This window comes from Bradyrhizobium liaoningense (assembly GCF_018130825.1).
In the GTDB taxonomy this organism is placed as follows: Bacteria; Pseudomonadota; Alphaproteobacteria; order Rhizobiales; family Xanthobacteraceae; genus Bradyrhizobium; species Bradyrhizobium liaoningense_B.
The window spans coordinates 383,662-409,443 of sequence record NZ_JAFCJS010000001.1 but is presented as its reverse complement, the minus strand read 5'-3'; the positions used below and the strand labels follow the sequence as shown (position 1 = coordinate 409,443).

The 25,782-nt window shown below is 65.6% G+C and carries 24 protein-coding genes; 15 read left to right on the top strand and 9 right to left on the bottom strand.

What is annotated here, in order from left to right; genetic code table 11:
- Positions 1 to 14 precede the first annotated feature (14 nt).
- The 4 genes from glsA to JQ603_RS01965 form a co-directional block, all read right to left on the bottom strand.
- Positions 15 to 1,889, bottom strand: a complete 1,875-nt coding sequence (glsA, locus tag JQ603_RS01980; protein ID WP_212336076.1) for a glutaminase A — start codon at positions 1,887 to 1,889, stop codon at positions 15 to 17.
- Between the two features lie 109 nt (positions 1,890 to 1,998).
- Entirely contained in the window at positions 1,999 to 3,207 is a 1,209-nt protein-coding gene (locus JQ603_RS01975) for an MFS transporter (protein ID WP_212336075.1), read from the bottom strand.
- On the bottom strand, positions 3,207 to 4,082 hold the full coding sequence (gene kdsA / locus JQ603_RS01970) for a 3-deoxy-8-phosphooctulonate synthase (protein ID WP_212336074.1): 876 nt from the start codon (positions 4,080 to 4,082) through the stop codon (positions 3,207 to 3,209). The genes JQ603_RS01975 and kdsA overlap by 1 nt, the downstream gene beginning before the upstream one ends.
- 126 nt (positions 4,083 to 4,208) lie before the next feature.
- The gene (locus JQ603_RS01965; RefSeq protein ID WP_212336073.1) at positions 4,209 to 4,535 is read right to left on the bottom strand and encodes an NIPSNAP family protein; all 327 of its coding nucleotides are present in this window, start codon (positions 4,533 to 4,535) and stop codon (positions 4,209 to 4,211) included.
- A 188-nt stretch (positions 4,536 to 4,723) separates the two neighbouring features.
- On the opposite strand from JQ603_RS01965, the gene JQ603_RS01960 reads away from it, so the two are divergent.
- The 3 genes from JQ603_RS01960 (at position 4,724) to JQ603_RS01950 (ending at position 7,557) form a co-directional block, all read left to right on the top strand.
- Positions 4,724 to 5,401 (top strand): response regulator, encoded by a 678-nt coding sequence (locus JQ603_RS01960; RefSeq protein WP_212336072.1) that lies wholly within the window; start codon positions 4,724 to 4,726, stop codon positions 5,399 to 5,401.
- Between the two features lie 9 nt (positions 5,402 to 5,410).
- Positions 5,411 to 6,787, top strand: a complete 1,377-nt coding sequence (locus JQ603_RS01955; protein ID WP_212336071.1) for a sensor histidine kinase — start codon at positions 5,411 to 5,413, stop codon at positions 6,785 to 6,787.
- 107 nt (positions 6,788 to 6,894) lie between these two features.
- Positions 6,895 to 7,557 (top strand): class I SAM-dependent methyltransferase, encoded by a 663-nt coding sequence (locus JQ603_RS01950; RefSeq protein ID WP_212336070.1) that lies wholly within the window; start codon positions 6,895 to 6,897, stop codon positions 7,555 to 7,557.
- A gap of 4 nt (positions 7,558 to 7,561) precedes the next feature.
- Here JQ603_RS01950 and JQ603_RS01945 read toward each other — a convergent pair whose 3' ends face one another.
- From JQ603_RS01945 to tpiA, 3 genes are all read right to left on the bottom strand, one after another.
- Positions 7,562 to 9,193, bottom strand: coding sequence for a CTP synthase (locus JQ603_RS01945; protein WP_212336069.1), 1,632 nt, complete (start codon positions 9,191 to 9,193; stop codon positions 7,562 to 7,564).
- 166 nt (positions 9,194 to 9,359) lie between these two features.
- Entirely contained in the window at positions 9,360 to 9,746 is a 387-nt protein-coding gene (gene secG, locus JQ603_RS01940; RefSeq protein ID WP_028136194.1) for a preprotein translocase subunit SecG, read from the bottom strand.
- Between the two features lie 154 nt (positions 9,747 to 9,900).
- The gene (tpiA, locus tag JQ603_RS01935; protein WP_212336068.1) at positions 9,901 to 10,656 is read right to left on the bottom strand and encodes a triose-phosphate isomerase; all 756 of its coding nucleotides are present in this window, start codon (positions 10,654 to 10,656) and stop codon (positions 9,901 to 9,903) included.
- Positions 10,657 to 10,913: 257 nt separating this feature from the next.
- Here tpiA and JQ603_RS01930 point away from each other — a divergent pair, with 257 nt between their 5' ends.
- Genes JQ603_RS01930 through moaC form a run of 4 tightly spaced genes read left to right on the top strand, consistent with a single transcriptional unit; the run spans position 10,914 to position 15,189 of the window.
- The gene (locus JQ603_RS01930; RefSeq protein ID WP_212336067.1) at positions 10,914 to 12,812 is read left to right on the top strand and encodes a SurA N-terminal domain-containing protein; all 1,899 of its coding nucleotides are present in this window, start codon (positions 10,914 to 10,916) and stop codon (positions 12,810 to 12,812) included.
- 14 nt (positions 12,813 to 12,826) lie between these two features.
- A complete protein-coding gene (gene trpD, locus JQ603_RS01925) occupies positions 12,827 to 13,840 on the top strand; it encodes an anthranilate phosphoribosyltransferase (RefSeq protein ID WP_212336066.1) in 1,014 nt (337 codons plus the stop codon).
- A 7-nt stretch (positions 13,841 to 13,847) separates the two neighbouring features.
- Entirely contained in the window at positions 13,848 to 14,669 is an 822-nt protein-coding gene (gene trpC / locus JQ603_RS01920) for an indole-3-glycerol phosphate synthase TrpC (RefSeq protein WP_212336065.1), read from the top strand.
- Position 14,670: 1 nt separating this feature from the next.
- The gene (moaC, locus tag JQ603_RS01915; protein WP_018642268.1) at positions 14,671 to 15,189 is read left to right on the top strand and encodes a cyclic pyranopterin monophosphate synthase MoaC; all 519 of its coding nucleotides are present in this window, start codon (positions 14,671 to 14,673) and stop codon (positions 15,187 to 15,189) included.
- A 4-nt stretch (positions 15,190 to 15,193) separates the two neighbouring features.
- Here moaC and JQ603_RS01910 read toward each other — a convergent pair whose 3' ends face one another.
- Complete coding sequence (locus tag JQ603_RS01910) at positions 15,194 to 15,358, bottom strand: Flp family type IVb pilin (protein WP_026311877.1); 165 nt, start codon at positions 15,356 to 15,358, stop codon at positions 15,194 to 15,196.
- A gap of 311 nt (positions 15,359 to 15,669) precedes the next feature.
- Between JQ603_RS01910 and JQ603_RS01905 the strand changes: the two genes are divergently transcribed.
- Positions 15,670 to 18,390, top strand: coding sequence for a bifunctional diguanylate cyclase/phosphodiesterase (locus JQ603_RS01905; RefSeq protein WP_212338120.1), 2,721 nt, complete (start codon positions 15,670 to 15,672; stop codon positions 18,388 to 18,390).
- A gap of 187 nt (positions 18,391 to 18,577) precedes the next feature.
- Here the strand turns inward: JQ603_RS01905 and JQ603_RS01900 are convergent, their stop codons facing one another.
- Positions 18,578 to 19,915, bottom strand: coding sequence for a S41 family peptidase (locus JQ603_RS01900; RefSeq protein ID WP_212336064.1), 1,338 nt, complete (start codon positions 19,913 to 19,915; stop codon positions 18,578 to 18,580).
- A 296-nt stretch (positions 19,916 to 20,211) separates the two neighbouring features.
- Here JQ603_RS01900 and JQ603_RS01895 point away from each other — a divergent pair, with 296 nt between their 5' ends.
- The 7 genes from JQ603_RS01895 (at position 20,212) to JQ603_RS01865 (ending at position 25,662) form a co-directional block, all read left to right on the top strand.
- A complete protein-coding gene (locus JQ603_RS01895) occupies positions 20,212 to 21,345 on the top strand; it encodes an alpha-hydroxy acid oxidase (protein WP_212336063.1) in 1,134 nt (377 codons plus the stop codon).
- A 14-nt stretch (positions 21,346 to 21,359) separates the two neighbouring features.
- The gene (locus tag JQ603_RS01890; RefSeq protein WP_212336062.1) at positions 21,360 to 21,986 is read left to right on the top strand and encodes an HAD family hydrolase; all 627 of its coding nucleotides are present in this window, start codon (positions 21,360 to 21,362) and stop codon (positions 21,984 to 21,986) included.
- Between the two features lie 157 nt (positions 21,987 to 22,143).
- Complete coding sequence (locus tag JQ603_RS01885; protein WP_212336061.1) at positions 22,144 to 22,338, top strand: hypothetical protein; 195 nt, start codon at positions 22,144 to 22,146, stop codon at positions 22,336 to 22,338.
- Positions 22,339 to 22,568: 230 nt separating this feature from the next.
- Positions 22,569 to 23,780 carry a molybdopterin molybdotransferase MoeA gene (locus JQ603_RS01880; RefSeq protein ID WP_212336060.1) on the top strand — a complete coding sequence of 404 codons (1,212 nt, stop codon included), beginning with the start codon at positions 22,569 to 22,571 and terminating at the stop codon, positions 23,778 to 23,780.
- A 176-nt stretch (positions 23,781 to 23,956) separates the two neighbouring features.
- Positions 23,957 to 24,658 (top strand): transcriptional repressor LexA, encoded by a 702-nt coding sequence (lexA, locus tag JQ603_RS01875; protein ID WP_145665872.1) that lies wholly within the window; start codon positions 23,957 to 23,959, stop codon positions 24,656 to 24,658.
- Between the two features lie 173 nt (positions 24,659 to 24,831).
- The gene (locus JQ603_RS01870) at positions 24,832 to 25,035 is read left to right on the top strand and encodes a hypothetical protein (protein WP_212336059.1); all 204 of its coding nucleotides are present in this window, start codon (positions 24,832 to 24,834) and stop codon (positions 25,033 to 25,035) included.
- Positions 25,036 to 25,230: 195 nt separating this feature from the next.
- Complete coding sequence (locus JQ603_RS01865) at positions 25,231 to 25,662, top strand: hypothetical protein (protein WP_183238978.1); 432 nt, start codon at positions 25,231 to 25,233, stop codon at positions 25,660 to 25,662.
- Positions 25,663 to 25,782: the final 120 nt, after the last annotated feature.

Below are 25,782 nucleotides of genomic sequence, written 5' to 3'. Positions count from 1 at the left end.
GCTCTCGGTGCGCCCTAATATGCGCTGAGCAGATCGACCTTCGCATTAGCCGCAACCAGCCGCCGCGCCAGGATCGCGGCGAGGTTGCGCATGATCTTCAGCGACGTCTCCGGGTGCAGGCGGCGGTAGTCGGCAAAGCTGTCGAGCGGCAGTTCGAGGCAGGTGACGGGCGTATCGGCGAGAACGTCGGCGCTGCGGCTTTGCTCCAGGATCGCCATCTCGCCGAACTCCATGCCGGGGCCGAGCGAGGCGAGCCGCACGCCGCTCGGCAGCTTCACGCTGACCATGCCGCTCTGGAGAAAGAACAGCGAATTGGCAGGCTCGCCGCTGGCGATGATGCGCTGGCCGGCCGCGTAGTGCCGCGTGGTCGAGAGCTTGACGATCTCGGAGATCTCCTCCGCGTCGAGTTCGGCGAGCAGCGCCTGCTCGCCGAGATGCGCGCTCTCCTTGACGTCGGTGAAGCCGCCGAAGCGATAGATCACCTGGTCCTCGGCCCACTCGACGGCATCATCGAGCAGCGCGAAGTGGCGCAGCCGGCGCGGCTCGGCCGTGCGCGCGGCGATCGCACTCCACACCGCGGAGCTCTCCTCGAAGCCGGACAGAATGGCGGTGACGCCGGCATTGCCGAGCGCAGTCAGTGTCTCGCCGAGCAGCTCCGCGCCGGCCGCGGTGATGTCGGGGACGCGGCGGAAATCGATGATCAGCAGCGGCGCGTTCGGCGGCTCGCTGGTGAGCCTTCGTGTGACGTAGTCGATCGTGCCGAAATTCATCGCACCGACGAGCTCGAGCACGCGGATGTCGCTGTGGCGCTCATCGAGGATCTGCTGCTCGTGCGGCTGGCGGCTGCGGCGGGAAGAGATGCCGTAGACGTCGTAGTCCGCCATGATGCTGGTGCGCACGTCCGCGTTGCGGTTGAGCATGTGCAGGTCGAACCGCGCCGACAGCGCCTCGCAGACCTTCAGGCCGCGCACGCTGTTGAAATGATTGTCGAGCAGCGGCGAGAAGGTGCCGAGCCCGAGCTGCGAGGGCAGCGCAGCGACGATGCCGCCGCCGACGCCGCTCTTGGCGGGGATGCCGACACGATAGGTCCACTCGCCGGCATAATCGTACATGCCCGAGCTCGTCATCACCGACAGCGTGCGCGCGACGATGTTCGGCGTGATGACCTGGACGCCCGTGACCGGATTGATGCCGCGATTGGCGAGCGTTGCCGCCATCACCGCGAGGTCGCGCGCGGTGACCAGGATCGCGCATTGGCGGAAGTAGACGTCGAGCACGGCATCGACGTCGTCGGGCAGCACCGCATAGTTCCGCAGCAGCCAGGCAATCGCGCGGTTGCGGTTGCCGGTCGCGGTCTCCGAGGCATGCACGGCCTCGTCGACGCCGAGCTCGCGGCCGGCGAACTGGCTGAGCTTGGCGCGGACGCGCTCGAAAGCGCCTTTCCCGTCCACCTCATAGATCAGGCCCGAGCAGGCGATCGCGCCGGCATTGACCATGGGATTGAAAGGACGGTTGTCGTTGGTGAGCCGGATCGAGTTGAAGGCTTCACCGCTCGGCTCGACGCCGATGGTGGCCGCGACGCGCTCCTCACCGACCATCTCCAGCGCCAGCGCGAAGACGAAGGCTTTGGACACCGACTGGATCGTGAACGGAACGTCGCTGTCGCCGACCTCGTAGACATGGCCGTCGATGGTGACGAGCGCGATGCCGAAATGATCGGGATTGGCGCGCTTCAGCTCGGGGATGTAGTCGGCGAGCTCGCCGGAATTGTCAGTCCGGAATTCGGCGTGGCAATCGGTCAGGAAACGCCGCAGCGGTGGCTTGGTGAGATACCCGGTCAAGCGGGGCGAGCTGGCTGCGCTGGCGGAACGGCTGGTTTGGGCGTCCACGATCTCACACCTCGATTTGCCCAAAATCAAAGCAATTCGCGTGCCATGCATACGCTGGCAGTGGTGTCATGATGAGGGACGTCGCCCCGCTTAGGTCACCGAATGGACTTCAGCGCGCGTCGGTGGGCGCCCGCTGCTTGAGCAGCCGCGCGCAGGCGAGGCCCAGCACCACCATGATCGCGGCGCTGGCGAGCAGGGTCGGCTCCTTGCCGGCATGGTGGAGGCCGAAGCCGTAGGCGAGCGGCCCGACCGTCTGCCCCATGAAGAAGAAGAACGAATGCAGCGACATGGCGGTCGCCCGCGCGCCGATCGACAGCTCGCTGGCGAACACCTGCAGGCAGCCATGGATCATGTAGAAGCCCCAGCCCATCAGCAGCATGCTGACGAATTGCAGTTTCCAGCCGAAACCAAAAGCGAGCGCACAGAGCTGCAGCCCCACGATGCTCGCCCCCGCGATCATCATGCCCTTGACGCCGAGCCGCGGCAGCATGCGCGATACGGTGAGGGTGTAAAGCAACCCGCCGACCGCAAACCCCGCAATCACGATACCCGCGATTGAGAGCGATTTCTCGCCGAGATCGAACAGGAACGCGGCGATGAAGGGAAACAGGCCGAGCACGCAGCAGCCCTCGATGAACACGGCCGAGTAGCAGAAGCGCGTGTTCGGATTGGCAAAGATGGTGCGGTAGCCCTGCCGCAAGGTCTTCAGGTTGGTCTTCGGAGGCGCCGTCAACGGAACACCGCGAAAGCCTGCCGCAACCGCCACGGCCGCAATCAGGCCAAGCACACCGAGGATCACGAGCACGCCGCGCCAGCCGATGAAATCGCCAATGATTCCGCTGGCGGATGAGCCGAGCAGATTGCCGGTCATCGAGCCCGCCATCGTGCGTCCGATCGCAACCTGCCGCTTGGCGGGCGCAACGAGGTCGGAGGTGAGGCCGAGCGCGACCGGAAACACGCCGCCCGCGGCGATGCCGGCGAGGATGCGGCTTGCGAACAACCCGGTGAAAGAGGTGGCGAGCGCGCCCAGGATGCAGGCGACGCCGAGCAGCGCCAGGCACGCTGTCATCAATCGCGCCTTACCGAACAGATCGGCAGCCGCTCCGATCGCCGGCTGAACCAGCGCGTAGATCAGGGCGAAACCGGCCGCGATGCTCGCAGCCGTCGTGATGCTGATCGCGAAATCATCCGCGACATGCGGCAGGACGGGATCGAGCGCACGCGTCGACAGTGCGGCCGAGAAACCGGCGAGCGCAATGATGTTGATCGCGGGCGGAAATTTCTGGTCGGACGACGGCCTGGTCACAGGCTGGTGCATCAGCGCGTGGTGCCCTTTGACGTACTCTTTGACGTACTCTTGGCCAGCGCGTCGAACGCCATCAGCCGGGCGACCAGTCCCTCGAACTCGCGCAGCGGCACCATGTTGGGACCGTCGGAGGGCGCGCGATCGGGATCGGGATGGGTCTCGATGAAGACGCCGGCAACGCCGACCGCGACCGCCGCGCGCGCCAGCACCGGCACGAATTCGCGCTCGCCGCCGGAGGACGTGCCCTTCCCGCCCGGCTGCTGCACCGAATGGGTGGCGTCGAAGATCACGGGCGCGCCAGTGGTGCGCGCCAGGATCGGCAGCGCGCGCATGTCGGAGACCAGCGTGTTGTAGCCGAAGGACGCACCGCGCTCGGTGACGAGCACGTCGGGATTGTTGGCGCTGGTGATCTTCGCGACCACGTTCGCCATATCCCACGGCGCCAGGAACTGTCCCTTCTTGACGTTGACCACCTTGCCGGTCGCGGCCGCCGCCAGCAGCAGATCGGTCTGCCGGCACAGGAAGGCCGGGATCTGCAGGATGTCCACCGCCTGCGCCACCTCGGCGCATTGCGTGGCCTCGTGCACGTCGGTCAGAACAGGCAGGCCGAGCGAGGATCGAATTTCGGCGAAGATCGGCAGCGACTGCGCTAGGCCCAGCCCGCGCGCCGCCGAGGCGCTGGTACGGTTGGCCTTGTCGAACGAGGTCTTGTAGACGAGGCCGATGTTCAGCCGCGCCGCGATCTCCTTCAGCGCGGAGGCCACCTCCAGCGCATGCTGGCGGCTTTCGAGCTGACAGGGTCCCGCAATGATCGCAATCGGCAGATCATTACCAAACTTGACCCGGCCAATGGTCACGACCGGCGCAGCAGAATTCGAAGAGCTCAAGGCAAATCCCTCGTTTCGGCGCGACCATAGCCGCCACGAGGGTCGGATCAACCCTATTCGGCCCGGGCCGTCCGAATATCAGGGTTGCGCCGGGGTTCCCGGCGCCGCCCTTGCAGCGGCAGGTTCCTACTTCACCGCCGAGAAGGCCGTCGGCGTCAGGAGCTGGCTGACGATATTGCCGACGATCTGGCCATCCGCTTCGCTCTCGGCGCGTGCTTTCATCCAGTCCGGATCGGTCATGAACTTGGCCCACTTCGTCTCGCGCTCGGCAAGCGAATCCCAGGCCAGAAAATAGGTCAGCTCCTGGTTGGATTCGCCGATCAGCGTGGTGAAGAACCCGGCCTGCTTGATGCCGTGCTTCTCCCACAGCTTCAGCGTCACCGTCTCAAACCGCTTCAAGAGCGCCGGCAGGCGGCCGGGTACGCAGCGATAGACGCGCATTTCGTAGATCATTCATGTTCCTCCCTGAACAGGCCCGGCGGTTATAGCGGCTGGCCCCCACGGCGTCTTGAGCCCCGCCCGGCTGCCCCGGTGGCGTTCTGCGCATGGCTTGAGCTCCCGGCGCTGCGCCAGACTCCCGCAATGCTGCCGCAATGATCGGGCCGCTAGAAAGGCTCAGTTGCGGTTCAGGTGCCTGTCACATGCGGATTTTGCTGGTCGAAGATGAAGCGGAAATGGCCTGCGCGCTGGCCTCGGCGCTGAAGCGCTACGACATGGTGGTGGACCATGCGCCGACGCTGGCCGAGGCGGAGGAGGCCATTTCGGCCGACGTCCATGCCGCCGTCCTGCTCGACCGCCAGCTTCCTGACGGCGATGGCCTCGCTCTGATCCCAAAGCTCCGCGCGCGCGCCGACGGCGTGCCGATCATCGTCCTGACTGCGCGCGGCGAGCTCGCCGACCGCATCGCCGGGCTCGACGGCGGCGCCGATGACTATCTGGCAAAACCGTTTGCGGTCGAGGAGCTGCTGGCGCGGCTGCGCGCCGTGCTGCGGCGGCCCGCGGGCCTCTCCCCCGAAATCATCCGTGCCGGCCGCCTCGCCTTCGACCTCGGTCATCGCGAAGCCAGCATCGACGGCGCGCCGTTCGAGCTGCCGCGCCGCGAGCTGCTGGTGCTCGAGGCGTTGGTCCGCCGCATGGGCCGGACCGTGTTGCGCTCGGCTCTGGAAGAGGCCGTCTACAATTTCGACGACGAGATCCAGTCCAACGCGCTCGACACGCATGTCTCGCGGCTCAGGCGAAAGCTCGCGGAAGCCGACGCGGGCATCGAGATCCACGGCATTCGCGGCGTCGGCTATCTCCTCAAGAAACTGCCAGCCTGAAGAAGCTAAATGAGCAAACACGACGATCCCTATTGCCTGCGCTCGCGCTTGAGCTGGCGCCTGCTCTCGCTCCAGGCCGCGATCCTGGTCGCGCTGGTTGCGGTCGTCCTGGCCGGGCTGTGCGCCTCCGGCTTCGTGCTGGCCGAGCGCGACGAGGACCGCGTCATCGATGTCGTCCAGCGCGCGCTCGCGCGCGAGGCGCAAGGCGGACTGATCTTGCGACCGACCGCCGAGCTGCAGCAATTGCGCAACGAGACACCCGACCTCTGGTTCCTGGTCCGCGACAAGCAGGGACATTCGCTCAGCGAAGGCAACGTGCCGGCAGAATTCGCCGCGATCGGCAGCGGCCTCGACCAGATCAGCCAGGCGCGGCTCGGCTGGCAACTGTTCGAGGACGATCCGCGCAAGCCGGCGGCGCGGCTGAAGCGAGTCGACACCGATGCGGGCAATGTGCAGATCATCACGGCGACGCAGGGACGTCTGACCGGCGCCAAGGCCCTGTTCACGACATCCCTTGCGTTCCTCGGCATCGCCCTGCCCGGCCTGCTCCTGATGGGAACGGCAACGTTCATCGCGACGCCGATGATCGTGCAGCGCGCGTTCAGGGGGCTCGATACCGCGGCGAACGAGGCGCGACGCATCGATATCCACCAGCGCGGCGCGCGGCTCCCGGTCGAGCGCATCCCGCTGGAGGTCGTGCCGCTGGTGACCGCGATCAACGATGCGCTGGCGCGGCTCGACCAGGGCTATGCCCGCCACAAGCGCTTCGTCGCGGACGCCGCACATGAGCTGCGCACGCCGATCGCGATCCTGAACACGCGGCTGGAGTCGCTTAGCCCCGGTCCGGACAAGACCCGCCTGCTGGAGGATGCCGCGCGGCTTGCGACGCTTGCCGAGCAATTGCTCGATATCCAGCGGCTCGATCGCTGCGGCCATCCCTTCACGCGCGTCAATCTCGCCGCCGTTGCGCAAAGCGTCGCCGCGGACCTCGCGCCGCTGGCAATCGCCGCCGGTTACGAGCTGGCGCTCGATGCACCGGCGACACCGGTCGAGACGATCGGCGATGCGGCGGCGCTGGAGCGCGCGCTGACCAATCTCGTGCAGAATGCGATCCAGCATGGCCCGCGCCGCGGCACGATCGGGATTCGCGTCAGCGGCCCTGCGAGCATCGAGGTCACCGATGAAGGCGCCGGCATTCCCGCCGATCAGCGCGAGCAGATCTTCGAGCCGTTCTATCGGCTGACCCCGCTCGATCGCGGTGCCGGCCTCGGCCTCAACATGGTGCGCGAGATCGTGCAGCTGCATGGCGGCCACGTCTCGGTGGCGGACGGGCCGGAAGGCGGTGCCTGTTTCCGGATGACGCTGCCGGAAGTGCGGCAGAGCTGATTCAATTCGCATTCGCGCCCCATAGCGCAATGCTGTCGCAATGCGCTCCCGCGACACTGCATCCGTCGCACCTCCTTTGAGGTGCAAACCAAGATGCCGGAGTGCGCATGCCCAACGATTTCCTTTCGTTCTTCCTGTCCTGGATGTCGTCCCCGCGTCGGGTCGGCGCGATCGCACCATCGGGTGCGGCGCTCGCCGACCTCATCACGCGCGAGATCAGTGCAACGACGGGGCCAATTCTCGAGCTCGGTCCCGGCACCGGCGCATTCACCTACAAGCTGCTCAAACGAGGGGTCCGGCCGCAGGATCTCACGCTGATCGAATACGGCTCCGACTTCATGAAGCTCCTGCAGATGCGCTTTCCCGGGTCGCGCGTGCTGTGGATGGACGCGGCGCGGCTCGCGGCCGAGCGCCTCTATGACGGTGCTCCCGTGGGCGCGGTCGTAAGCGGCCTGCCGCTGCTCAACATGTCCAGGCGCAAGGTCATCTCGATCCTCAGCGGCGCGTTCAGCTATGTCCGTCCCGGTGGCGCCTTCTACCAGTTCACCTATGGCATGAACTGCCCGGTGCCGCGGCCCATGCTCGATCGGCTCGGCCTGCGCGCAAAGCTGGTGGATCGCGCCTTGCTGAACGTGCCGCCAGCGGCCGTCTACAGGCTGACGCGACGGCCGCAGATGAAGCTGATCACGGGATCGTTTGCGCCTGAACCGTCAGCGCGGGTCGCGTTTGCGCCGATGCACCACGCGCGCGACTACTCGGCCGCGCGCTGAACCATCAGACGAGCCGGCTCTGCACCATCGCCGCCTGAATGAACGAGGCGAACAGCGGGTGCGGCTCGAAGGGGCGCGACTTCAGCTCGGGGTGGAACTGGACGCCGATGAACCAGGGGTGATCCTCGTACTCGACGATCTCAGGCAGCACGCCATCGGGCGACAGACCGGAGAATTTCAGGCCATGCTGCTCGAGGCGGTCCTTGTAGGCGGTGTTGACCTCGTAACGATGGCGGTGGCGCTCTGAAATCTCGGTCGCGCCGCCATAGACCTGCGAGACGCGGCTGCCGCGATTGAGCGCGGCGGGATAGGCGCCAAGCCGCATCGTGCCGCCGAGATCGCCGGCCTGCGAGCGCTTCTCGAGCTCGTTGCCGCGCAGCCACTCCGTCATCAGGCCGACCAGCGGCTCCTTGGTCGGGCCGAACTCGGTGGAGTTGGCATCCTCGATGCCGACGAGGTTTCGCGCGGCCTCGATCACCGCCATCTGCATGCCGAAGCAGATGCCGAAATACGGCACGTCGCGCTCGCGTGCGAACTGCGCCGCCTTGATCTTGCCCTCCGCACCGCGCTGGCCGAATCCGCCCGGCACCAGGATGCCGTTGACGTGCTCGAGGAACGGCGCGGGATCTTCCTTCTCGAAGATCTCGCTCTCGATCCAGTCGAGATTGACCTTCACCTTGTTGGCGATGCCGCCATGCGAGAGCGCCTCGATCAGCGACTTATACGCATCCTTCATGCCGGTGTACTTGCCGACGATGGCGATGGTGACGTTGCCTTCGGGATTGCGGATGCGCTCGTTGATCTGCTGCCAGCTCTTGAGCACCGGCGGGATCCGCGATCCGATGCCGAAGGCGGCAAGCACTTCGTCGTCGAGGCCTGCGTTGTGATAGGCCTCAGGGACAGCGTAGATGCTGTCGGCGTCGCGCGCTTCGATCACGGCGCTTTCGCGCACGTTGCAGAACAGGCCGAGCTTGCGCCGCTCCTCCTTCGGGATCTCGCGATCGGTACGGCAGAGCAGGATGTCCGGCTGGATGCCGATCGAGCGCAGCTCCTTCACGGAGTGCTGCGTCGGCTTGGTCTTCAATTCGCCGGCGCTCGGAATGTACGGCAGCAGCGTCAGGTGGATATAGACGGCGTGATCGCGCGGCAGCTCGTTCTTGAGCTGGCGGATCGCCTCGAAGAACGGCAGGCCTTCGATGTCGCCGACGGTGCCGCCGATCTCGACCAGCACGAAATCGTAATCGTCATTGCCGTCGAGGACGAATTCCTTGATGGCGTTGGTGACATGCGGAACCACCTGGATGGTCGCGCCGAGATAATCGCCACGGCGCTCCTTGGTGATGATGTCCTGGTAGATGCGCCCCGTCGTGATGTTGTCGGCCTTGGTCGCCGGCCGGCCGGTGAAGCGCTCGTAGTGACCGAGATCGAGATCGGTCTCCGCGCCGTCATCGGTCACGAACACTTCGCCGTGCTGATACGGCGACATCGTCCCGGGATCGAGGTTGAGATAGGGATCGAGCTTGCGGAGGCGGACCTTGTAGCCCCGGGCCTGCAGCAGGGCACCGAGTGCCGCTGAAGCCAGACCCTTGCCGAGCGAAGAAACCACGCCGCCGGTGATGAATATGTACCGCGCCATGGGACTTAACCTCTAATCCCTCGAATTCGATTCGCCAAAGCGATTCGTCTTCCGCCCCAAAGATTTTGCGGGCCTGTGGGTGAGCCAGAACTAAGAGTGGTGACAGTGCCTTGATGGGGATTGTTGATGCAGGACGGTAGCCACCGCCCTGCATGGCCCCCCTGCTTTATTGCGAGCGCGGTACCTGCGGGCCGGTCGGAGCCGGCGCCTGCTGCTGCTCGTCGGCCTTCTTCAGCGAATCCAGGATGCCGCCCGAGGTCGGCGGCGCGATCGGCGATCCGCCGGCCGGCTGGCCCTGCGACGCCGGCGTGCCGATGATCGACGACGGCGCGCGGCTGTAGCCCGCGTGCCAGGACAGGAACATGCTGGTCAGGAAGAAGCCCGCAGCCAGAATCGCGGTGGTCCGCGTCAGGAGGTTCGCGGTGCCGCGGCTGGACATGAAGCCCGCGCCGCCGCCCATGCCGAGGCCGCCGCCTTCCGACTTCTGGAGCAGGACGGCGCCGATCATGACGGCGACGATCATGAGGTGAATGACGATGACAACGGTCTGCATAGTGTCCTTCCGTCACAAGCGGGCGGCGCCTGACGGCGGCCGATCGCGCTTCGCGGGTTTTCCTGAAGTTGCGCGGTGTTACACGATCGGAGGGGGTATTGCCACCCCCGATCGGTCCAAGACTTAGCTTAGGACTGCCAAAGCTTTGGGTTAGCTAGGGGCAGCCCTTGGCAATGGCAAGGAAATCGGCCGCTTTCAGGCTGGCGCCGCCGACCAGCGCGCCGTTCACGTTCTTCACGGCCATCAGCTCGGCCGCGTTCGAGGGCTTGACCGAGCCACCGTAGAGGATCCGCATCCTGGCGCCATCAGCCTTGAACCGGGAGGTCAGGAGTTCCCGGATAAACCCATGAATCTGCTCGACATCCTGGGCCGTAGGGGTCAGGCCGGTGCCAATCGCCCAGACCGGCTCATAGGCCACGACCAGATTGGCGGCGGTCGAGGCATCCGGGAGCGAGCCCTGGAGCTGACCGCGGAGGATGTCCAGGGTCTGGCCGGCGTCGCGCTGGCCTTGCGTCTCGCCGATACAGACGATCGCCGTGACCCCCGCCCGCCAGGCCGCTTCGGCCTTCTGCCTGACGAGGGCGTCCCCCTCGCCGTGATCGGCGCGACGCTCGGAATGGCCGACGATAATGGCGGTCGCGCCCGCATCCACCAGCATTTCGGCGGCGATGTCGCCGGTATGGGCACCGGATGCCTTCGGATGGCAGTCCTGCGCCCCCACCGCAACTTTCTTGCCGCGTGCCTTCTCGGCGAAGGCGGCAACCAGGGTCGCCGGCGGGCAGACCAGCAGGTCGGCCTTGGCGACCACATCTGCCGCGCCATTGAGCATGGCGTCGAATTCGGCAGCTTGGGCCTTCAGGCCGTTCATTTTCCAATTGCCGGCGATCAGCGGTCGGATGGCGTCGGTCATGTCAATTTCCAGCGATATGAGGGTTTGTTCATGCGCTAGCAGAGGACCTGCCGCAGTTCCAGATTCTTGTTCTGACGCGTTTTCCTGACAGAAAACGCTTTGGGGCTTTTAACCGCAGCTTCTCGCCGTCGCATGACCTGAGGTTGCGGGGGGAAAGCCGCCACTTTATGATGATCTATCAATTTGGTGACGCGCTTTTGCGGAATCTGCATTAAGACGCGCTCCCGTTCCCCTCCTGACCAAACAAGTTGGACCAAATGCTTCGAGGAATGCGCAAGGCCTCATCGAACTGGCTCGGCAAGACCATTATGGCCGTGGTGATGGGCGTGTTGATCGTCAGTTTCGGCATTTGGGGCATCGCCGACATCTTCAAGGGCTTCGGCCAGTCCACCGTGGCCAAGATCGGCCGCACCGAGATTTCGCTGAACGAGTTCCGGCAGATCTACACCGACCGCCTGCAGCAGATCAGCCGCCAGTTCGGCCGTCCGCTAACGCCCGACCAGGCCCGTGCCTTCGGCCTCGACCGGCAGGTGCTGCAGCAGACCATTGCTGAAGCCGCCCTCGACGAAGAGGCGCGCCGTCTCGGGCTCGGCCAGTCCGACGAGCAGATCCGCCAGGTCATCATGAACGACCCCAACTTCAAGGGCGTCGGCGGCAACTTCGATGCAAACCGCTTCCAGGCCATGATCCGCAACTTCGGCTACACCGAGCAGCGCTACGTCGCCGAGCAGCGCAAGGTGTCGCTGCGCCGGCAGATCACCGGCACGATCGGCGCCGGCCTCGAGCCGCCGAAGGCCATGATCGACGTCCTGACGCGCTTCCAGAACGAGCAGCGCTCGATCGAGTTCGTCAGGCTCGACGCGGCCCAGGCAGGTACCATCGACGCGCCCTCGCCCGAGGCGCTCGCCGCCTATTTCGAGGACCACAAGGTCCAGTTCCGCGCGCCCGAATTTCGCAAGATCGCCTTCGTCGTGATCTCGCCGGAGGAGATCGGCAAATGGACCGAGGTCTCCGACGAGGACGCCAAGAAGCTGTTCGAGCAGCGCAAGGACCGGCTCGGCACGCCTGAGAAGCGCCGGATCCACCAGATCGTGTTTCCCAATGAAGCTGAGGCAAAGACCGCGCGCGAGCGGCTCGCCGGCGGCATGTCGTTCGAGGATCTCGGCAAGGAGCGCGGGCTGAGCACCTCCGACGTCGATCTTGGACTGGTGACCAAGTCGGCGCTCGACCCTGCGGTCGGCAATGCTGCATTCGCGCTTCCAGCCGGTGAGATCAGCCAGCCGGTCCAGGGCGCTCTTGGCACCTCCATCGTCAAGGTCGACAAGATCGAGCCGGGCAATGAGGCCGACTATGCGAAGCTTGCCGGCGACATCAAGCGCGAGATCGCGGCCGACCGCGCGCGCGTCAAGGTCGCCGAACTCCGCGACAAGATGGAAGACGAGCGCGGCGGCGGCTCCAGCGTGATCGACGCGGCGCAGAAGCTCGGCCTCACCGCCGTGACCATCGACGCCGTCGACCGCTCCGGCCGCGCCCCGAATGGCCAGCCGGTGGCCAACATTCCGCAGGGCCTCGACGTGGTGTCGCAGGCCTTCAACACCGACGTCGGCGTCGACAACGACGCGATCTCGTTCAAGGGCGGTTATGTCTGGTTCGACGTGCTCGCGATCACGCCGTCGCGCGACCGCAACCTCGATGAGGTCCGCGACCAGGTCGAGGCGCGCTGGCGCCAGGACCAGATCGCGACCAAGCTGAAGGCCAAGGCAACCGAGATGGTGCAGAAGCTCGAAGCGGGCGGCAAGCTCGCGGATGAGGCGGCCGCGATCGGCGCCAAGGTCGAGACCGCGACCGGCTTCAAGCGCGACGACTCGCCCGCCAGCGTGCCCGGCACCGTCGTGGCGGCCGCATTCCGCACCGTCAAGGACGGCGTCGGACAGACGCCCGTGAGCGGCGGCAGCGAGGTGATCGTGTTCCGCGTCACCGACATCATCGATCCCGCGGTCGATGCCGCCTCCGACGCGGTCAAGAAGCTGAAGGACAGCCTCGACCGTGCCCAGATCGAGGAGCAGGTCGCCGCCTACGTCAACAAGCTTGAAACCGACATCGGGACCACCATTAATCAGGCCGCCTTCGCGCAGGTGACCGGCGCGAACCAGTGAGTTGAAAGCACGCGATGGACGACCTGAAATCGATCATTGGAAAAGTGGCGACCGGCGCCAGCCTGTCGCGTGACGAAGCCGCTTCCGCCTTCGACGCCATGATGTCGGGCGAGGCTACGCCCTCGCAGATGGGCGGCCTGTTGATGGCGCTGCGGGTGCGCGGCGAGACCGTGGACGAGATCACCGGCGCGGTCGCGGCGATGCGCTCCAAGATGCTGACCGTGACGGCGCCGCCCGACGCCGTCGACATCGTCGGCACCGGCGGCGACGGCTCCGGCTCGGTCAACGTCTCGACCTGCGCCTCCTTCATCGTTGCAGGCGCCGGCGTGCCGGTGGCCAAGCACGGCAACCGCGCGCTGTCGTCGCGCTCGGGCGCTGCCGACGTGCTGGCTTCGCTCGGGGTGAAGATCGACCTCAAGCCGGAGCAAGTCGGGCGCTGCGTACGTGAATGCGGCATCGGCTTCATGTTCGCTCCCGCCCACCATCCCGCCATGAAGAACGTCGGCCCGACCCGGGTCGAGCTGGCGACCCGCACCATCTTCAACCTGCTCGGCCCTCTGTCCAACCCGGCCGGCGTGAAGCGGCAGATGGTCGGCGTGTTCTCCAGGCAATGGGTGCAACCGCTGGCGCAGGTGCTCAAGAACCTCGGCTCCGAATCCGCCTGGGTGGTGCACGGCTCCGACGGTCTCGACGAGATCACCCTCACCGGCCCGACCTTCGTGTCCGCGCTCCACAATGGCGAGATCAGGAATTTCGAAGTGACACCGGAGGAAGCCGGGCTCTCGCGCTGCGAGACCGGTGCGCTCAAGGGCGGCGACGCCGACGCCAATGCGATCGCGCTGCAAAGCGTGCTCAACGGCAAGCCGAGCCCCTACCGCGACGTGGCGCTGATGAACGCCGCCGCCGCACTGGTCGTGGCCGGCCGTGCCAAGGACCTCAAGGAGGGCGTTGCGATCGGCGCAAAATCGCTCGACAGCGGCGCGGCGAACGCGCGGCTGAAGCACCTGATCGCGGTCTCCAACGGCTGAGCCTGACATGTCGGACATCCTGACCAAGATCGAGGCGTACAAGCGCGAGGAGATCGCCGCCGCCAAGCGCGCGCAGCCGCTGTCGGCGGTGGAGGCGAAGGCCAAGACGCAGCCCGCTCCACGCGGCTTCGTGCGTGCGATCAGGGCCAAGCATGCCAACGGCGACTACGCGCTGATCGCCGAGGTCAAGAAGGCCTCGCCGTCGAAGGGATTGATCCGCGCGGATTTCGATCCGCCGCTCCTCGCCAGGGCCTATGAGGCCGGCGGCGCCGCCTGCCTTTCGGTGCTGACCGACACGCCCTCGTTCCAGGGCCATCTCGACTTCATGGTGGCTGCGCGCGCGGCGACCTCGCTGCCGGTGCTGCGCAAGGATTTCATGTTCGACATCTATCAGGTGGCGGAAGCGCGCGCGCATGGCGCCGACTGCATCCTGATCATCATGGCCGCGCTCGACGACGCCACCGCCAAGGACCTCGAAGACGCGGCCCTCGCCTACGACATGGATGTGCTGATCGAGATCCACGACCGCGCCGAGCTCGACCGCGCGCTAAAACTGCGTTCGCCGATGATCGGCGTGAACAACCGCAATTTGCGCACCTTCGAGACCACGCTCGCGACCAGCGAGACGCTGGCGCCGCTGATCCCCGAGGGGCGGCTGATGGTCGGCGAAAGCGGCATCTTCACCCCGGCTGATCTCGCCCGGCTCGAGCGCGTCGGTATGTCGACCTTCCTGGTCGGCGAGAGCCTGATGCGGCAGGCCGACGTCACCGCCGCCACGCGCACGCTGCTCGCGCGCGAGACCGGCGCGCGCGCGACCGGTACGCGCTGACATGGCGCGCAAGGCTTCCACGACCAAGCCATCGAAGACCAAGGCCGGGCCTGCCCTCACCCATATCGGCGCCTCCGGCGAAGCGCGGATGGTGGACGTCTCGGCCAAGCCCGCGACCGAGCGGCTCGCGGTCGCTGAAGGCCGTGTCGTCATGACCAGGGCGACGCTCGATCTGATCGTCTCGGGCAACGCCAAGAAGGGCGACGTGCTCGGCACCGCGCGCATCGCCGGCATCATGGCCGCGAAGCGCACCTCCGAGCTGATCCCGCTCTGCCATCCGCTCGCGCTGTCCAAGGTCACCGTCGACATCGAGCCGGACGCGAAATTGCCGGGATGCCTCGTGCGCGCCAGCGTCAAGGTGACAGGTCCGACCGGCGTCGAGATGGAGGCGCTCACGGCCGTGTCGGTCGCCTGTCTCACCATCTACGACATGATCAAGGCAGTCGAGCGCGGCGTCCGCATCGAGGGCATCCATCTCGTCGAGAAGCTCGGCGGCAAGTCCGGCCATTACCGCGCCTGATCTTCTACTTCAGCGACGTGCTGATCGATCCGAATTTCAGCTTCAGCGTCGAGCCGAGATTGTTGACCACGGCGATGATCGCAAGCGCGATGCCGGCGGCGATCAGGCCGTATTCGATCGCGGTCGCACCGGATTCGTCGGCAATGAAGTTCTTCAAAACGGTTTTCATGATCAACTCCTCACTGTGTCGTCGGCAGGCATGTTCGCAAATCGCGTGCCAATGGCGACTTGAGGATCGCCAACGCCTTAGATGGTTAAGCCTTGGTTGAACTTGATCCAGCCGGCAGGAACTGACCGGCATCGCAGGTGTCTTGCGGCAATTCCTGCACGGCTTGCACGCCGCGTTCGATCGCTTTTGTGTGCGGCGATTCATGTCGCGTTAACCGCGCTTCCTAACTTCGCCTCCATACCGTTCCCGTAAACCAACGGATGTCTTGAGGATCAAGAATTGATCCTGGCGTGTGCGCGGCAACAATCGACATGATGACGAAATACGGCAGTCGCCTCTTCGACCAGGCCTTCGTGCGCAGCGGACCGATCCGCTGGCTGGTCGTGGGCGGCGCGCTGCTGATCGCCGGAATTGCCGTCGGCGCGACGCTGATGGCGCAGAACTTCCGCGAACGTGCGCTGCGCAATTCCGGCCGCGAGCTGGAAAACACCGTGCTGATGCTGGCCCATCATTTCGATCAGCAATTGCAGGATTTCGCGGTCATCCAGAAGGATTTCGTCGGCCACGTCCGCGCGATCGGGGTTTCCAGCGCGGAAGACTATCGCAAGCGCCTCTCGGGTGAGGACATCCACCGGATGCTGCGCTCGAAGATCGAGGCGCTGCCTTACATCGGCGGCGTCAACATCATCGATGCCGACGGCAACGTGATCAACTCGTCGACGGCATGGCCGGCGCCCAAGGTGAACGTCGCCGACCGCGCCTATTTCCGCACCTTCAAGTACGATCCCTATTCGCCTGATGTCCTGATCGAGCCACTGCACAGCCGCATCTCCGGCGCCTGGACCATCCTGCTCGTCCGCAAGATCGTGGGCCCGAACGGCGAGTTCATGGGCGTGGTCGGCCGCGGCATCGAGCCTGCCAATTTCGAGAAGTTCTTCGAGTCCGTCGTGCTCGGAGAAGGCGCGACGATCTCGATGCTGCATCGTGACGGCACGCTGCTCGCCCGCTATCCCCATTCCAGCGAATTGATGGGGCGGAATTTCAAGACCGGTTCCTTCGCGCAGCAGCGGGTCTTCGGGCTCGATCACTTCGCAGGACGCTTCATGAGCCCGATCGACGGCGACGACCGCCTGATCGCCTCGCACGCCCTGCCCCACTTCCCGATCCTGATGATGGCCACCACGACACGCGCGGCGGCCTTGACCGACTGGCGTGAGCAGATCGGCATCCTGATCTCGGTCGCCGCCTCTTCCGCGCTCGCCATCGCCGGCGTTCTGATCGCGATCGTGCGCAAGCTTCTGGAGCAGCACCGCCTCTCCAGGGAGCGGCTGACGCTGGAGAAGCAACGCCTCGACCGCGCCGTCAACAACATGACCCAGGGCTTGCTGCTGTTCGGCGCGGACCGCCGGCTCGTGGTGTGCAACCAGCGCTATATCGACATGTACGGCCTGTCGGCCGCCGTGGTGACGCCGGGCTGCAGCTTCCACGACATCATCGCCCATCGCAAGACGACCGGCTCGTTCACCGGCGACGTCGATCAATATGTCGAACGCGTGCTGCGCGACATCCATGTGCGCAATTCCATGGTGGTGGACACCGCGGACGGCCGCTCGATCCAGGTTCTCAACGAGCCGCTCGCGGACGGCGGCTGGGTGGCGACGCACGAGGACATTACCGAGCGCCGGCGCATCGAGGAGCGCATCATCCATCTTGCCCATTACGACGCGCTGACCGATCTGCCCAACCGCGCCATGTTCCACGAGCATCTGAGGCAGGAGCTGGCCGCCATCGCCGACGGCGAAGAGGTCGCGGTGCACTATATCGACATCGACGAGTTCAAGGGCGTCAACGACGCGCTCGGCCATCTCGTCGGCGACGAGCTGCTGAAATTGGTCGCAACCAGCCTCAGCCGCTGCGCCGGCCCGACCGATTTCGTGGCGCGGCTCGGCGGTGACGAATTTGCCATCGTGCAGAGCGCAGTGACGTCGCCGGACCAGGTCAACGATCTCGTCGCCCGGGTCTTTCAGGCCATCCGCACGCCGTTCGACTGCATGGGTCATCATCTCACCAGTGACGCCAGCATCGGCATCGCGCTGGCGCCGGGACACGGCACGGCGCTGGACCAGATCCTGAAGAACGCGGACCTTGCGATGTACGCCGCCAAATCCGCAGGACGCCGCACCTACCGCTTCTTCGAGCCCGAGATGGATGCCAAGGTCCGCGAGCGGCGGCAGCTCGATATCGACCTGCGCCACGCCATCGCCCATGGCGAGCTCGAGGTCTATTACCAGCCCTGCCTCGGCCTGAAGGACGACCGCATCACCGGCTGCGAGGCGCTGGTACGCTGGCGCCATCCCGAGCGCGGCATGGTCTCGCCGGCCGAGTTCATCCCGATCGCCGAAGACACCGGTCTCATCAACGAGATCGGCGAATGGGTGCTGGCGACCGCCTGCCGGGATGCGGCCGGCTGGCCCGACGACATCCGCCTTGCCGTCAACGTCTCGCCGGTGCAGTTCAAGAGCGGCACGCTGGCGCTGAAGATCATGGCGGCGCTCGCCGCCTCCAACCTGCCGGCGAGCCGGCTCGAGCTCGAAATCACCGAAGCGGTGCTGATCCGCGACGATGACACGGCGCTTGCGATCCTGCACCAGCTCCGCGCCATCGGCGTGCGTATCGCGCTCGACGATTTCGGCACCGGCTATTCCTCGCTCAGCTATCTGCACCGCTTCCCGTTCGACAAGATCAAGATCGACCGCTGCTTCGTCGACGACATCGCCGGGCCCGACGGCTCCGCCAGCATCGTCCAGGCCGTCGTCAACCTGGCGACCGCGCGCCGCATGACCACCACGGCCGAGGGTGTCGAGACCGAGGAGCAGCAGCGGCTGCTCCGCGCGCTCGGTTGCTCCGAGATGCAGGGTTACCTGTTCAGTGCCGCCAAGCCCGCCGACAAGATGCTGGAGCTGTTCGCGCTGCATCGCAGCCGGCTCGCCCGGCGCGAAGCCAGCGAGAGCCGCCGGCGCGAGGCCGGTTAGGTCGGAATGTCGCGAACATAGCCCGGATGGAGCGAAGCGTAATCCGGGGCCGATCGTTCGCCGCGACAGGGACCCGGATTGCGCTGCGCTCCATCCGGGCTACAGATCACTGCGACAGCCCCCAAAACAGAATCGCCCGGGAGCGGTCATCCACTCCCGGGCGATCGATGTCTGGAGATCGTAAGATCTAGTTCGGCACCGCCGCCTTCGGCGCCGGCTTTGCGGCGACTGCGTTCGCGGTGACGCCGTGCAGGAAGTCGTAAGCCGCGTGCAGGGCCTTGTCGTCCTTCTCTTCCGGCGGGACATAGGATTGCGACCCGGTCTGCTCGGTGCCGTCGGCGGCTTGCAGATGGCCGCGCATCTGGGACTCCGCCATGGTGTCCATCCGGCCCTTCAACTCGGGCGGCACGTCCTGGAGGATCTCGATGTCGGGCGCGATGCCCTGGGCCTGGATCGAGCGGCCCGACGGCGTGTAGTAGCGCGCTGTGGTCAGCGCCAGCGCGCCGTTGCCGGTGCCGAGCGGAATGATGGTCTGCACGGAGCCCTTGCCGAACGAGCGCGTGCCGATGATCGTGGCACGCTTGTGGTCATGCAGCGCACCGGCCACGATCTCCGAGGCCGAAGCCGAGCCGCCGTTGACCAGGATCACGAGCGGCTTGCCCTTGGTGAGGTCGCCGCCATGCGCGGTGAAGCGCTGGGTCTCTTCCGGATTGCGGCCGCGCGTCGAGACGACCTCGCCGCGCTGCAGGAAGGCGCTCGACACCGACACGGCCTGGTCGAGCAATCCGCCCGGATTGTTGCGCAGGTCCATCACGTAGCCGACCAGCTTCTCCTGCGGCACCTGCTTGGAGATCGCCGCGATCGCCTTCTTCAGGCCGTCGGTGGTCTGCTCGTTGAACGAGGTGACGCGGATATAGCCGATGTCGCCATTCTCGACATGGAAGCGGACGGGGCGCACATGAATGATCTCACGCGTGATCGCGACGTCGAGCGGAGCGTCCGCGCCCTTGCGCACGATGGTGAGCTTGGTCTTGGTGTCGACCGGGCCCTTCATCTTGTTGACGGCCTGCTCGAGCGTCATGCCCTGCACGGCCTCGCCGTCGATCTTGCTGATGAGGTCGCCGGACATGATGCCGGCCTTCGAGGCCGGCGTGTCGTCGATCGGCGAGACGACCTTGACGAGGCCCTCCTCCATCGTGACCTCGATGCCGAGGCCGCCGAACTCGCCGGAGGTGGTCTCCTGCATCTCGGTCCAGGCCTTGTCGTTCATGTAGCGCGAATGCGGATCGAGCGCGGTCACCATGCCGGTGATCGCGCCTTCGATCAGCTTGGAATTGTCCGGCTTCTCGACATAGCTGGCCTTCACGCGCTCGAACACTTCGCCGAACAGGTTGAGCTTGGAATACGCATCGTCCGCGCCCGCCGCCGCCCTCGCCGCCCATAGCCCGCCCTGCGGACCGGATACCAGAAGGGTCAGGCACACTCCGGTGAGCGCACCAAGGGGGAACAGCAGGGATTTCCGCATGGATGGGTTAGCCTTCTTGCTCGGGGCTCGGGAGCCGCCATGCAAATGGCGATCCAGCCCGGTTCTCACAATACCATTCAGGTTTCTTCAAGGCCGGCCCGCAACGCCGGCGGGGCACTTGCAAAAATCCCTTCGTCCCGGCCTAAACTTTTGGCAACGTTCCGAAACCGTCTCGCGCGAAAGGCGGGAATCGGTCGACCGGTCCGCGCCTCGCAGCTATGCGATTTTAGGATGGTTTTGGAGAGGCGGACGGGTTAGGCGATGACACAAGGCTTCAAATTCTCGGGAGGATAACAATGAACGAAGCGCCCCGCATCCGGCCGGAACGGAACGTCGAACTCGGCTCCAGCAACGAGCCGTTCCAGAACCTGCACGAATTCATCAAGAAGGCGCGCGCGAACCTCAACCAGAACGCCTGGGATTACATCGTCGGCGCCGCCGAGACCGAGACCACGATGCGCCGCAACCGCATGGCGCTGGACGAGATCGCCTTTCGCCCGCGCGTGCTGCGCGACGTGCATGAGGTCGACGGCTCCGTTGAGCAGTTCGGCCGCAAGATGCGCCTGCCGGTGGTGCTGGCCCCGGTCGGGGCGCTGGAAGTCTTCGACCCGCACGGCGCGGCAGCCGTCGCCCGCGCCGCCGGCGCCTTCGGTGCGGCACACATGCTGAGCTCGGTAACCGAACCCGGGCTGGAGAAAACCGCCGAAGCCGCCCCCGATGCGCTGCGCCTGTTCCAGCTCTATGTGCGCGGCGACGACGCCTTCGTCACCGATGTCGTCAGCCGCGCCGAGAAGAACGCCTACGCCGCCTTCTGCCTGACCGTGGACACCGCCCATTACAGCCGTCGCGAACGTGACATCGCCAAGCGCTATGTTCGCGAGAGCCGCCTGCGCGCCACCGGCGGCGACTACCAGAAGGGACTGGAGTGGCGGACCGTGAAGATGATCAAGGATAAGTTCAAGATCCCTCTGATCCTCAAGGGCATCGCCACCGCCGAGGATGCCTTGATTGCGCTCGATCACGGCGTCGAGTGGATCTACGTTTCCAACCATGGCGGCCGCCAGCTCGATCACGGCCGCGGCGCCATGCATGTGCTGCCTGAAATCGTCGACGCCGTGAAAGGCCGCGCCAAGATCATGGTCGATGGCGGCTTCTGCCGCGGCACCGACATCGTCAAGGCGATTGCGGCAGGCGCCGACCTCGTCGGCATCGGCCGGCTGCAATGCTGGGCGCTGGCGGCGGCCGGCGAAGCCGGCGTGACGCGAATGCTGGAGTTGCTGGAAGACGAAGTGCTGCGCTGCCTCGGACTCTTGGGCGCCACCTCGTTCGCCGAGGTTGGCAAGTCCTGCCTGCACCCGGCCACCGCGACCAACGCGCCGAGCGTGTTCAGCGCATTCCCGCTGTTCGACCACGATCCCTATCGATACTGAGTGAAAGGACGCAGGTGACCTCGCTCTCTCCCGGCAGCGCCGATGCGCTTCTGTTCGATCTCGGGCGCGTGGTGCTCGACATCGATTTCTCGAAGGCAATCGCCTGCTGGGCGGGACATGCCGGCTGCCGGCCCGAAGCCATTGTCGCGCGATATGTGCGCGACAGCGAAGCCTACCGGCTGCACGAGGTCGGCAAAATCAGCGACGAGGACTATTTCGCCTCGCTTCGCTCATCGCTCGGGATCGCGATTTCCGACGCGCAGTTCCTGGAGGGCTGGAACGCGATCTTCGCCGGCGAGATGCCTGACATCGCCGAGCTGTTGCCGCGTGCGGCCAAGCAGATGCCGCTCTACGCCTTCTCCAACACCAATCGGCCGCATGTGGACTACTTCTCGAAGGAATATGCCGGCCTGCTCGGCCATTTCCACGAGCTCTATTTGTCGTCCAGCATCGGCCTGCGCAAGCCGGATGCGGAAGCCTTCGATCACGTGGTGGCGGCGATGGGCGTGCCGGCAAGCCGCATCGTCTTCTTCGACGACCTCGCAGAAAACATCGAAGGAGCCCGGGCGCGCGGATTGACCGCGGTGCATGTGACCTCGCCCCGTGACGTCGGCGATGCGCTGAAGAAGCTCGGGATTTGAACGGATCCGCCTCCTGGCGGACGCGGTTCCAGGAACCGGTTTTTGCCCAAAATGAGGAACCAAATCACTTTGTGCATTTTTGTACGGAGTTCCGGGAACGAAATCGGCCCTTCCGGACTCTTGAGTCCGTTGGGACTTCTGCATTGGACCGATCGACGTGCTGGGCAAATCCTACCTCACCAAGCAAGCCTCTCTGCTGCTCGAGTTCGCAAGAACCACCTCGGACTCCGACCTATCCGCCAAGCTGATCAGGAAGGCCGCCGACCTGAAATCCCAGGCCGACCCGCTGCCCGACAAGGACCAGGGTCCCAAAGCGCCGGACGTCAGTCCGGACGAACCGGCCAGGAGTTGACCGATGCTGGCCGTGGCGCTCGTTCTTCTCGTGCTTGCCATGGCCGTCCTTGTGCCGGTCTGCCTCGCCTTCCGGATCATGCCGCGGCGGATTTGACGTCCATCTTTCAGGACAGAGCGGACAACGCAGGCTGAATCATCCTGCATCTCCGCTGTTTTGCCTCTGCGCCCGCACTCGGCTAGAACTCTGGCCGCCGATTTGCCGAACGTGCGCAGCAGGAGTTTTCAGCCGTGGCCTTGATGCCGGTTTCTGACGCGCTTGCCGCGGTGCTCGCCGGCGCGGAGCCGCTGCCTGAGGAAACGATCCCCCTCGACCAAGCCTTCCATCGCGTGCTCGCGCGCGACGTCGCGGCGCGGCGCACGCAGCCGCGGGAGGCGATGTCGGCGATGGACGGCTATGCCGTGCGTGCGGCCGATGCGGCGACGATCGATTCCCAGCTGACGGTCATTGGCGAGGTTGCGGCCGGACGGCCATTTGCCGGGTCGGTCGGCGCCGGCGAAGCAGTCCGGATCTTCACCGGCGGCGTCGTTCCCGCCGGCGCAGACGCGGTCGTGATCCAGGAGGACACGGCCGCGGACGGCAAGCGCATCACGATCAAGGAAGCGGCGATTCCCGGACGGCATATCCGGCGCGCCGGGATCGACTTCGCCGAGGGCGACGTGCTGCTGCGCAAGGGAACCCGGCTCACCGAACGCGATCTCGCTCTCGCCGCCGGGATGAATCACCCGCATTTGCCCGTCCAACGCCGTCCGAAGGTCGCGGTCCTCGCCACCGGCGACGAGCTGGTGATGCCGGGCGCAACGCCCGGCCCCGGCCAGATCGTCTACTCCAACGGCTATGCCCTGCACGCGCTCGCCTCCCAGGAGGGCGCCGATACCGTCGACCTCGGCGTGGCCGCCGATACGCTGGAGGCCACCGCCGCCGGGATACGCCGGGCCCGCGAGAGCGGCGCCGACATCCTGGTCACGAGCGGCGGCGCCTCGGTCGGCGACCACGATCTGGTCCAGCAGGCGCTCAAGGCCGAGGGCATCGCGATGTCGTTCTGGAAGATCGCGATGCGGCCGGGCAAGCCGATGATGCACGGCCGGCTCGGCACGATGCGCGTCATCGGCCTGCCCGGCAATCCCGTGTCGTCCTACGTCTGCGCTTTCCTGTTCATGGTGCCGTTGATTCGCGCGCTGTCGGGCCGCGCCGTGATTCACCATCGCCGCGAGCGCGCCGTGCTCGGCCGCGACCTCAATGCCAACGACCAGCGCGAGGATTATCTGCGCGCGCGCCTGGAGCGGCGCGACGACGGCACGCTGATCGCCCTTCCCGTCGATCACCAGGATTCTTCGCTGCTTGCGAATCTCGCTGCGGCACAGGCACTTCTCGTGCGCGCACCGTTCGCGCCGAAGGCCGAAGCCGGCTCGCCGTGCGAGGTGCTGCCTCTGCCCGTCTGAGCGCCGTCACCACACGCGTTCCGCGAACTTTGTCGCGTTCACGGTAAATTAAGCAGTTGCGGAACATGTATCGAACATATAGTGTCCGTTCATGATTTGTTTCGAGCATGCAGCGGCTTATCGCTGAACTGAGCGTCTCGGAATCGAACGACATCAACCGGGGGATTTTGGTCGAGATGTTAACGCGCAAACAATACGAGCTCCTGCGGTTCATCAGCGAGCGACTGAAGGAAAGCGGCGTGCCGCCTTCCTTCGACGAGATGAAGGACGCGCTCGATCTGCGGTCGAAATCGGGCATCCATCGCCTGATCACCGCGCTCGAGGAGCGCGGCTTCATCCGGCGCCTGCCCAACCGCGCCCGCGCGATCGAGGTCATCAAGCTGCCCGAGCTTCAGGCTGCCGCCGGCAACCGTCGCGGCTTCACGCCGAGCGTCATCGAAGGCAATCTCGGCAAGGTGCGCACGACCTCCAGCCCGTCCGCCGACGAGGGTGAGCGTCCGGTCGCCGTGCCTGTCATGGGCCGTATCGCGGCCGGCACGCCCATCGAGGCGCTGCAGACCCGCAGCCACACCATCAGCGTGCCGCCTGACATGCTTGGCTCGGGCGAGCACTACGCGCTCGAAGTGCGCGGCGATTCGATGGTGGAAGCCGGCATCCTCGACGGCGATATGGCGCTGATCCAGCGCAACGAGAGCGCCGACACCGGCGACATCGTGGTGGCGCTGATCGACGACGAGGAAGCGACGCTGAAGCGCTTCCGCCGCCGCGGCGCCTCGATCGCGCTCGAGCCCGCCAACGCCGCCTATGAGGTCCGCATCCTGCCGCCCAACCGGGTGAAGATTCAGGGCAAGCTGATCGGCCTGTACCGGAAGTACTGAGCTAAGCTCACGATCGTTCGACATGCGTTGGAGCGGACGATTGTCCGCTCCGGCTGGATAGTCTTTCTGGTTCTGCACAGATTATCCGGCCACCTCTCCCGCGCTAGATCCTCGGCACGCCGCGCGAAGCACTCATCGCTTCGCAGGCCTTGTGAGAAACTGAGGAGACAACCATGCGCAAGATCGTCTTGAGCATCGTCACGATAGCGCTGATCGCAACGTCAGTGTCACAGGCCGTCGCCGCACAGTCGCATCATGTCCGCAAGACGACGCCGGCGACGACGAGCGAGCAATTCCGCAACGCACGCGGCGCCATTGCACAGCCGTCGCAACCCACCTGGCCGTATTCGGGCTGGTCGGCACCTGCTGGCCGCTGACGAAGAAGCATGCCGAATGCACAGGAGCGGGCTTTGTTCCTCGTGCATCTGAAAAAGATATTGTGATGGCGGCCTGCGGACCCAAAGCCGCAGATTTGCCCACAACCAAGCAGACCGTTGTATGCTTCCACTCTGATAGAGGCCTGTGCCTCGACAAGAGGCGCGGGTTGCTATCTTCGAATGAGGAGCACCCCGATGTGTGACTACAGCCTGCACGCCGTCGCGACGCGTCCCGCCGAAGTCGGCGAGACGATCGTCACGACAACCTTCCGCGGCACCTCGACACGCGGCTTCGCCTCCGAAGCCGACATGTCGGTCGCGGTATGCCTGCTGCCGGGAACGGAGCTCGCCTTCGCCGACAATGTCCGCTACGACAATCGCTGGATCTGGACGCGCACCATCAACTCGCGCGTCGGCAAGTTCGGCAAGATCGATCCGCACATTCCGGATCGCCATCACGATGCGATCGAATTCCCCGACGGCAAATACGTGCTGGTGACTCAGCTCGTGGAAGGCCAACGCGCAACCGTGCTGCAATTGCCGGTGACCCAGCCACTCGGCGAGCGCGAGCACAAGCCGCAGATCACCGCCGACAGGCCGACGATCACACGCCTGCCGATTGGCTGACCTAGCTGCCCCCCGGCTCGCGGGTCGGGGCCAGGATTGAAATCGCCATCGCCGGCCGCGGCCGGCGAGATGGTGAGGTTTGCATCTTCGAAAATACCTTCGGCGGATCGCCCGCCGCTG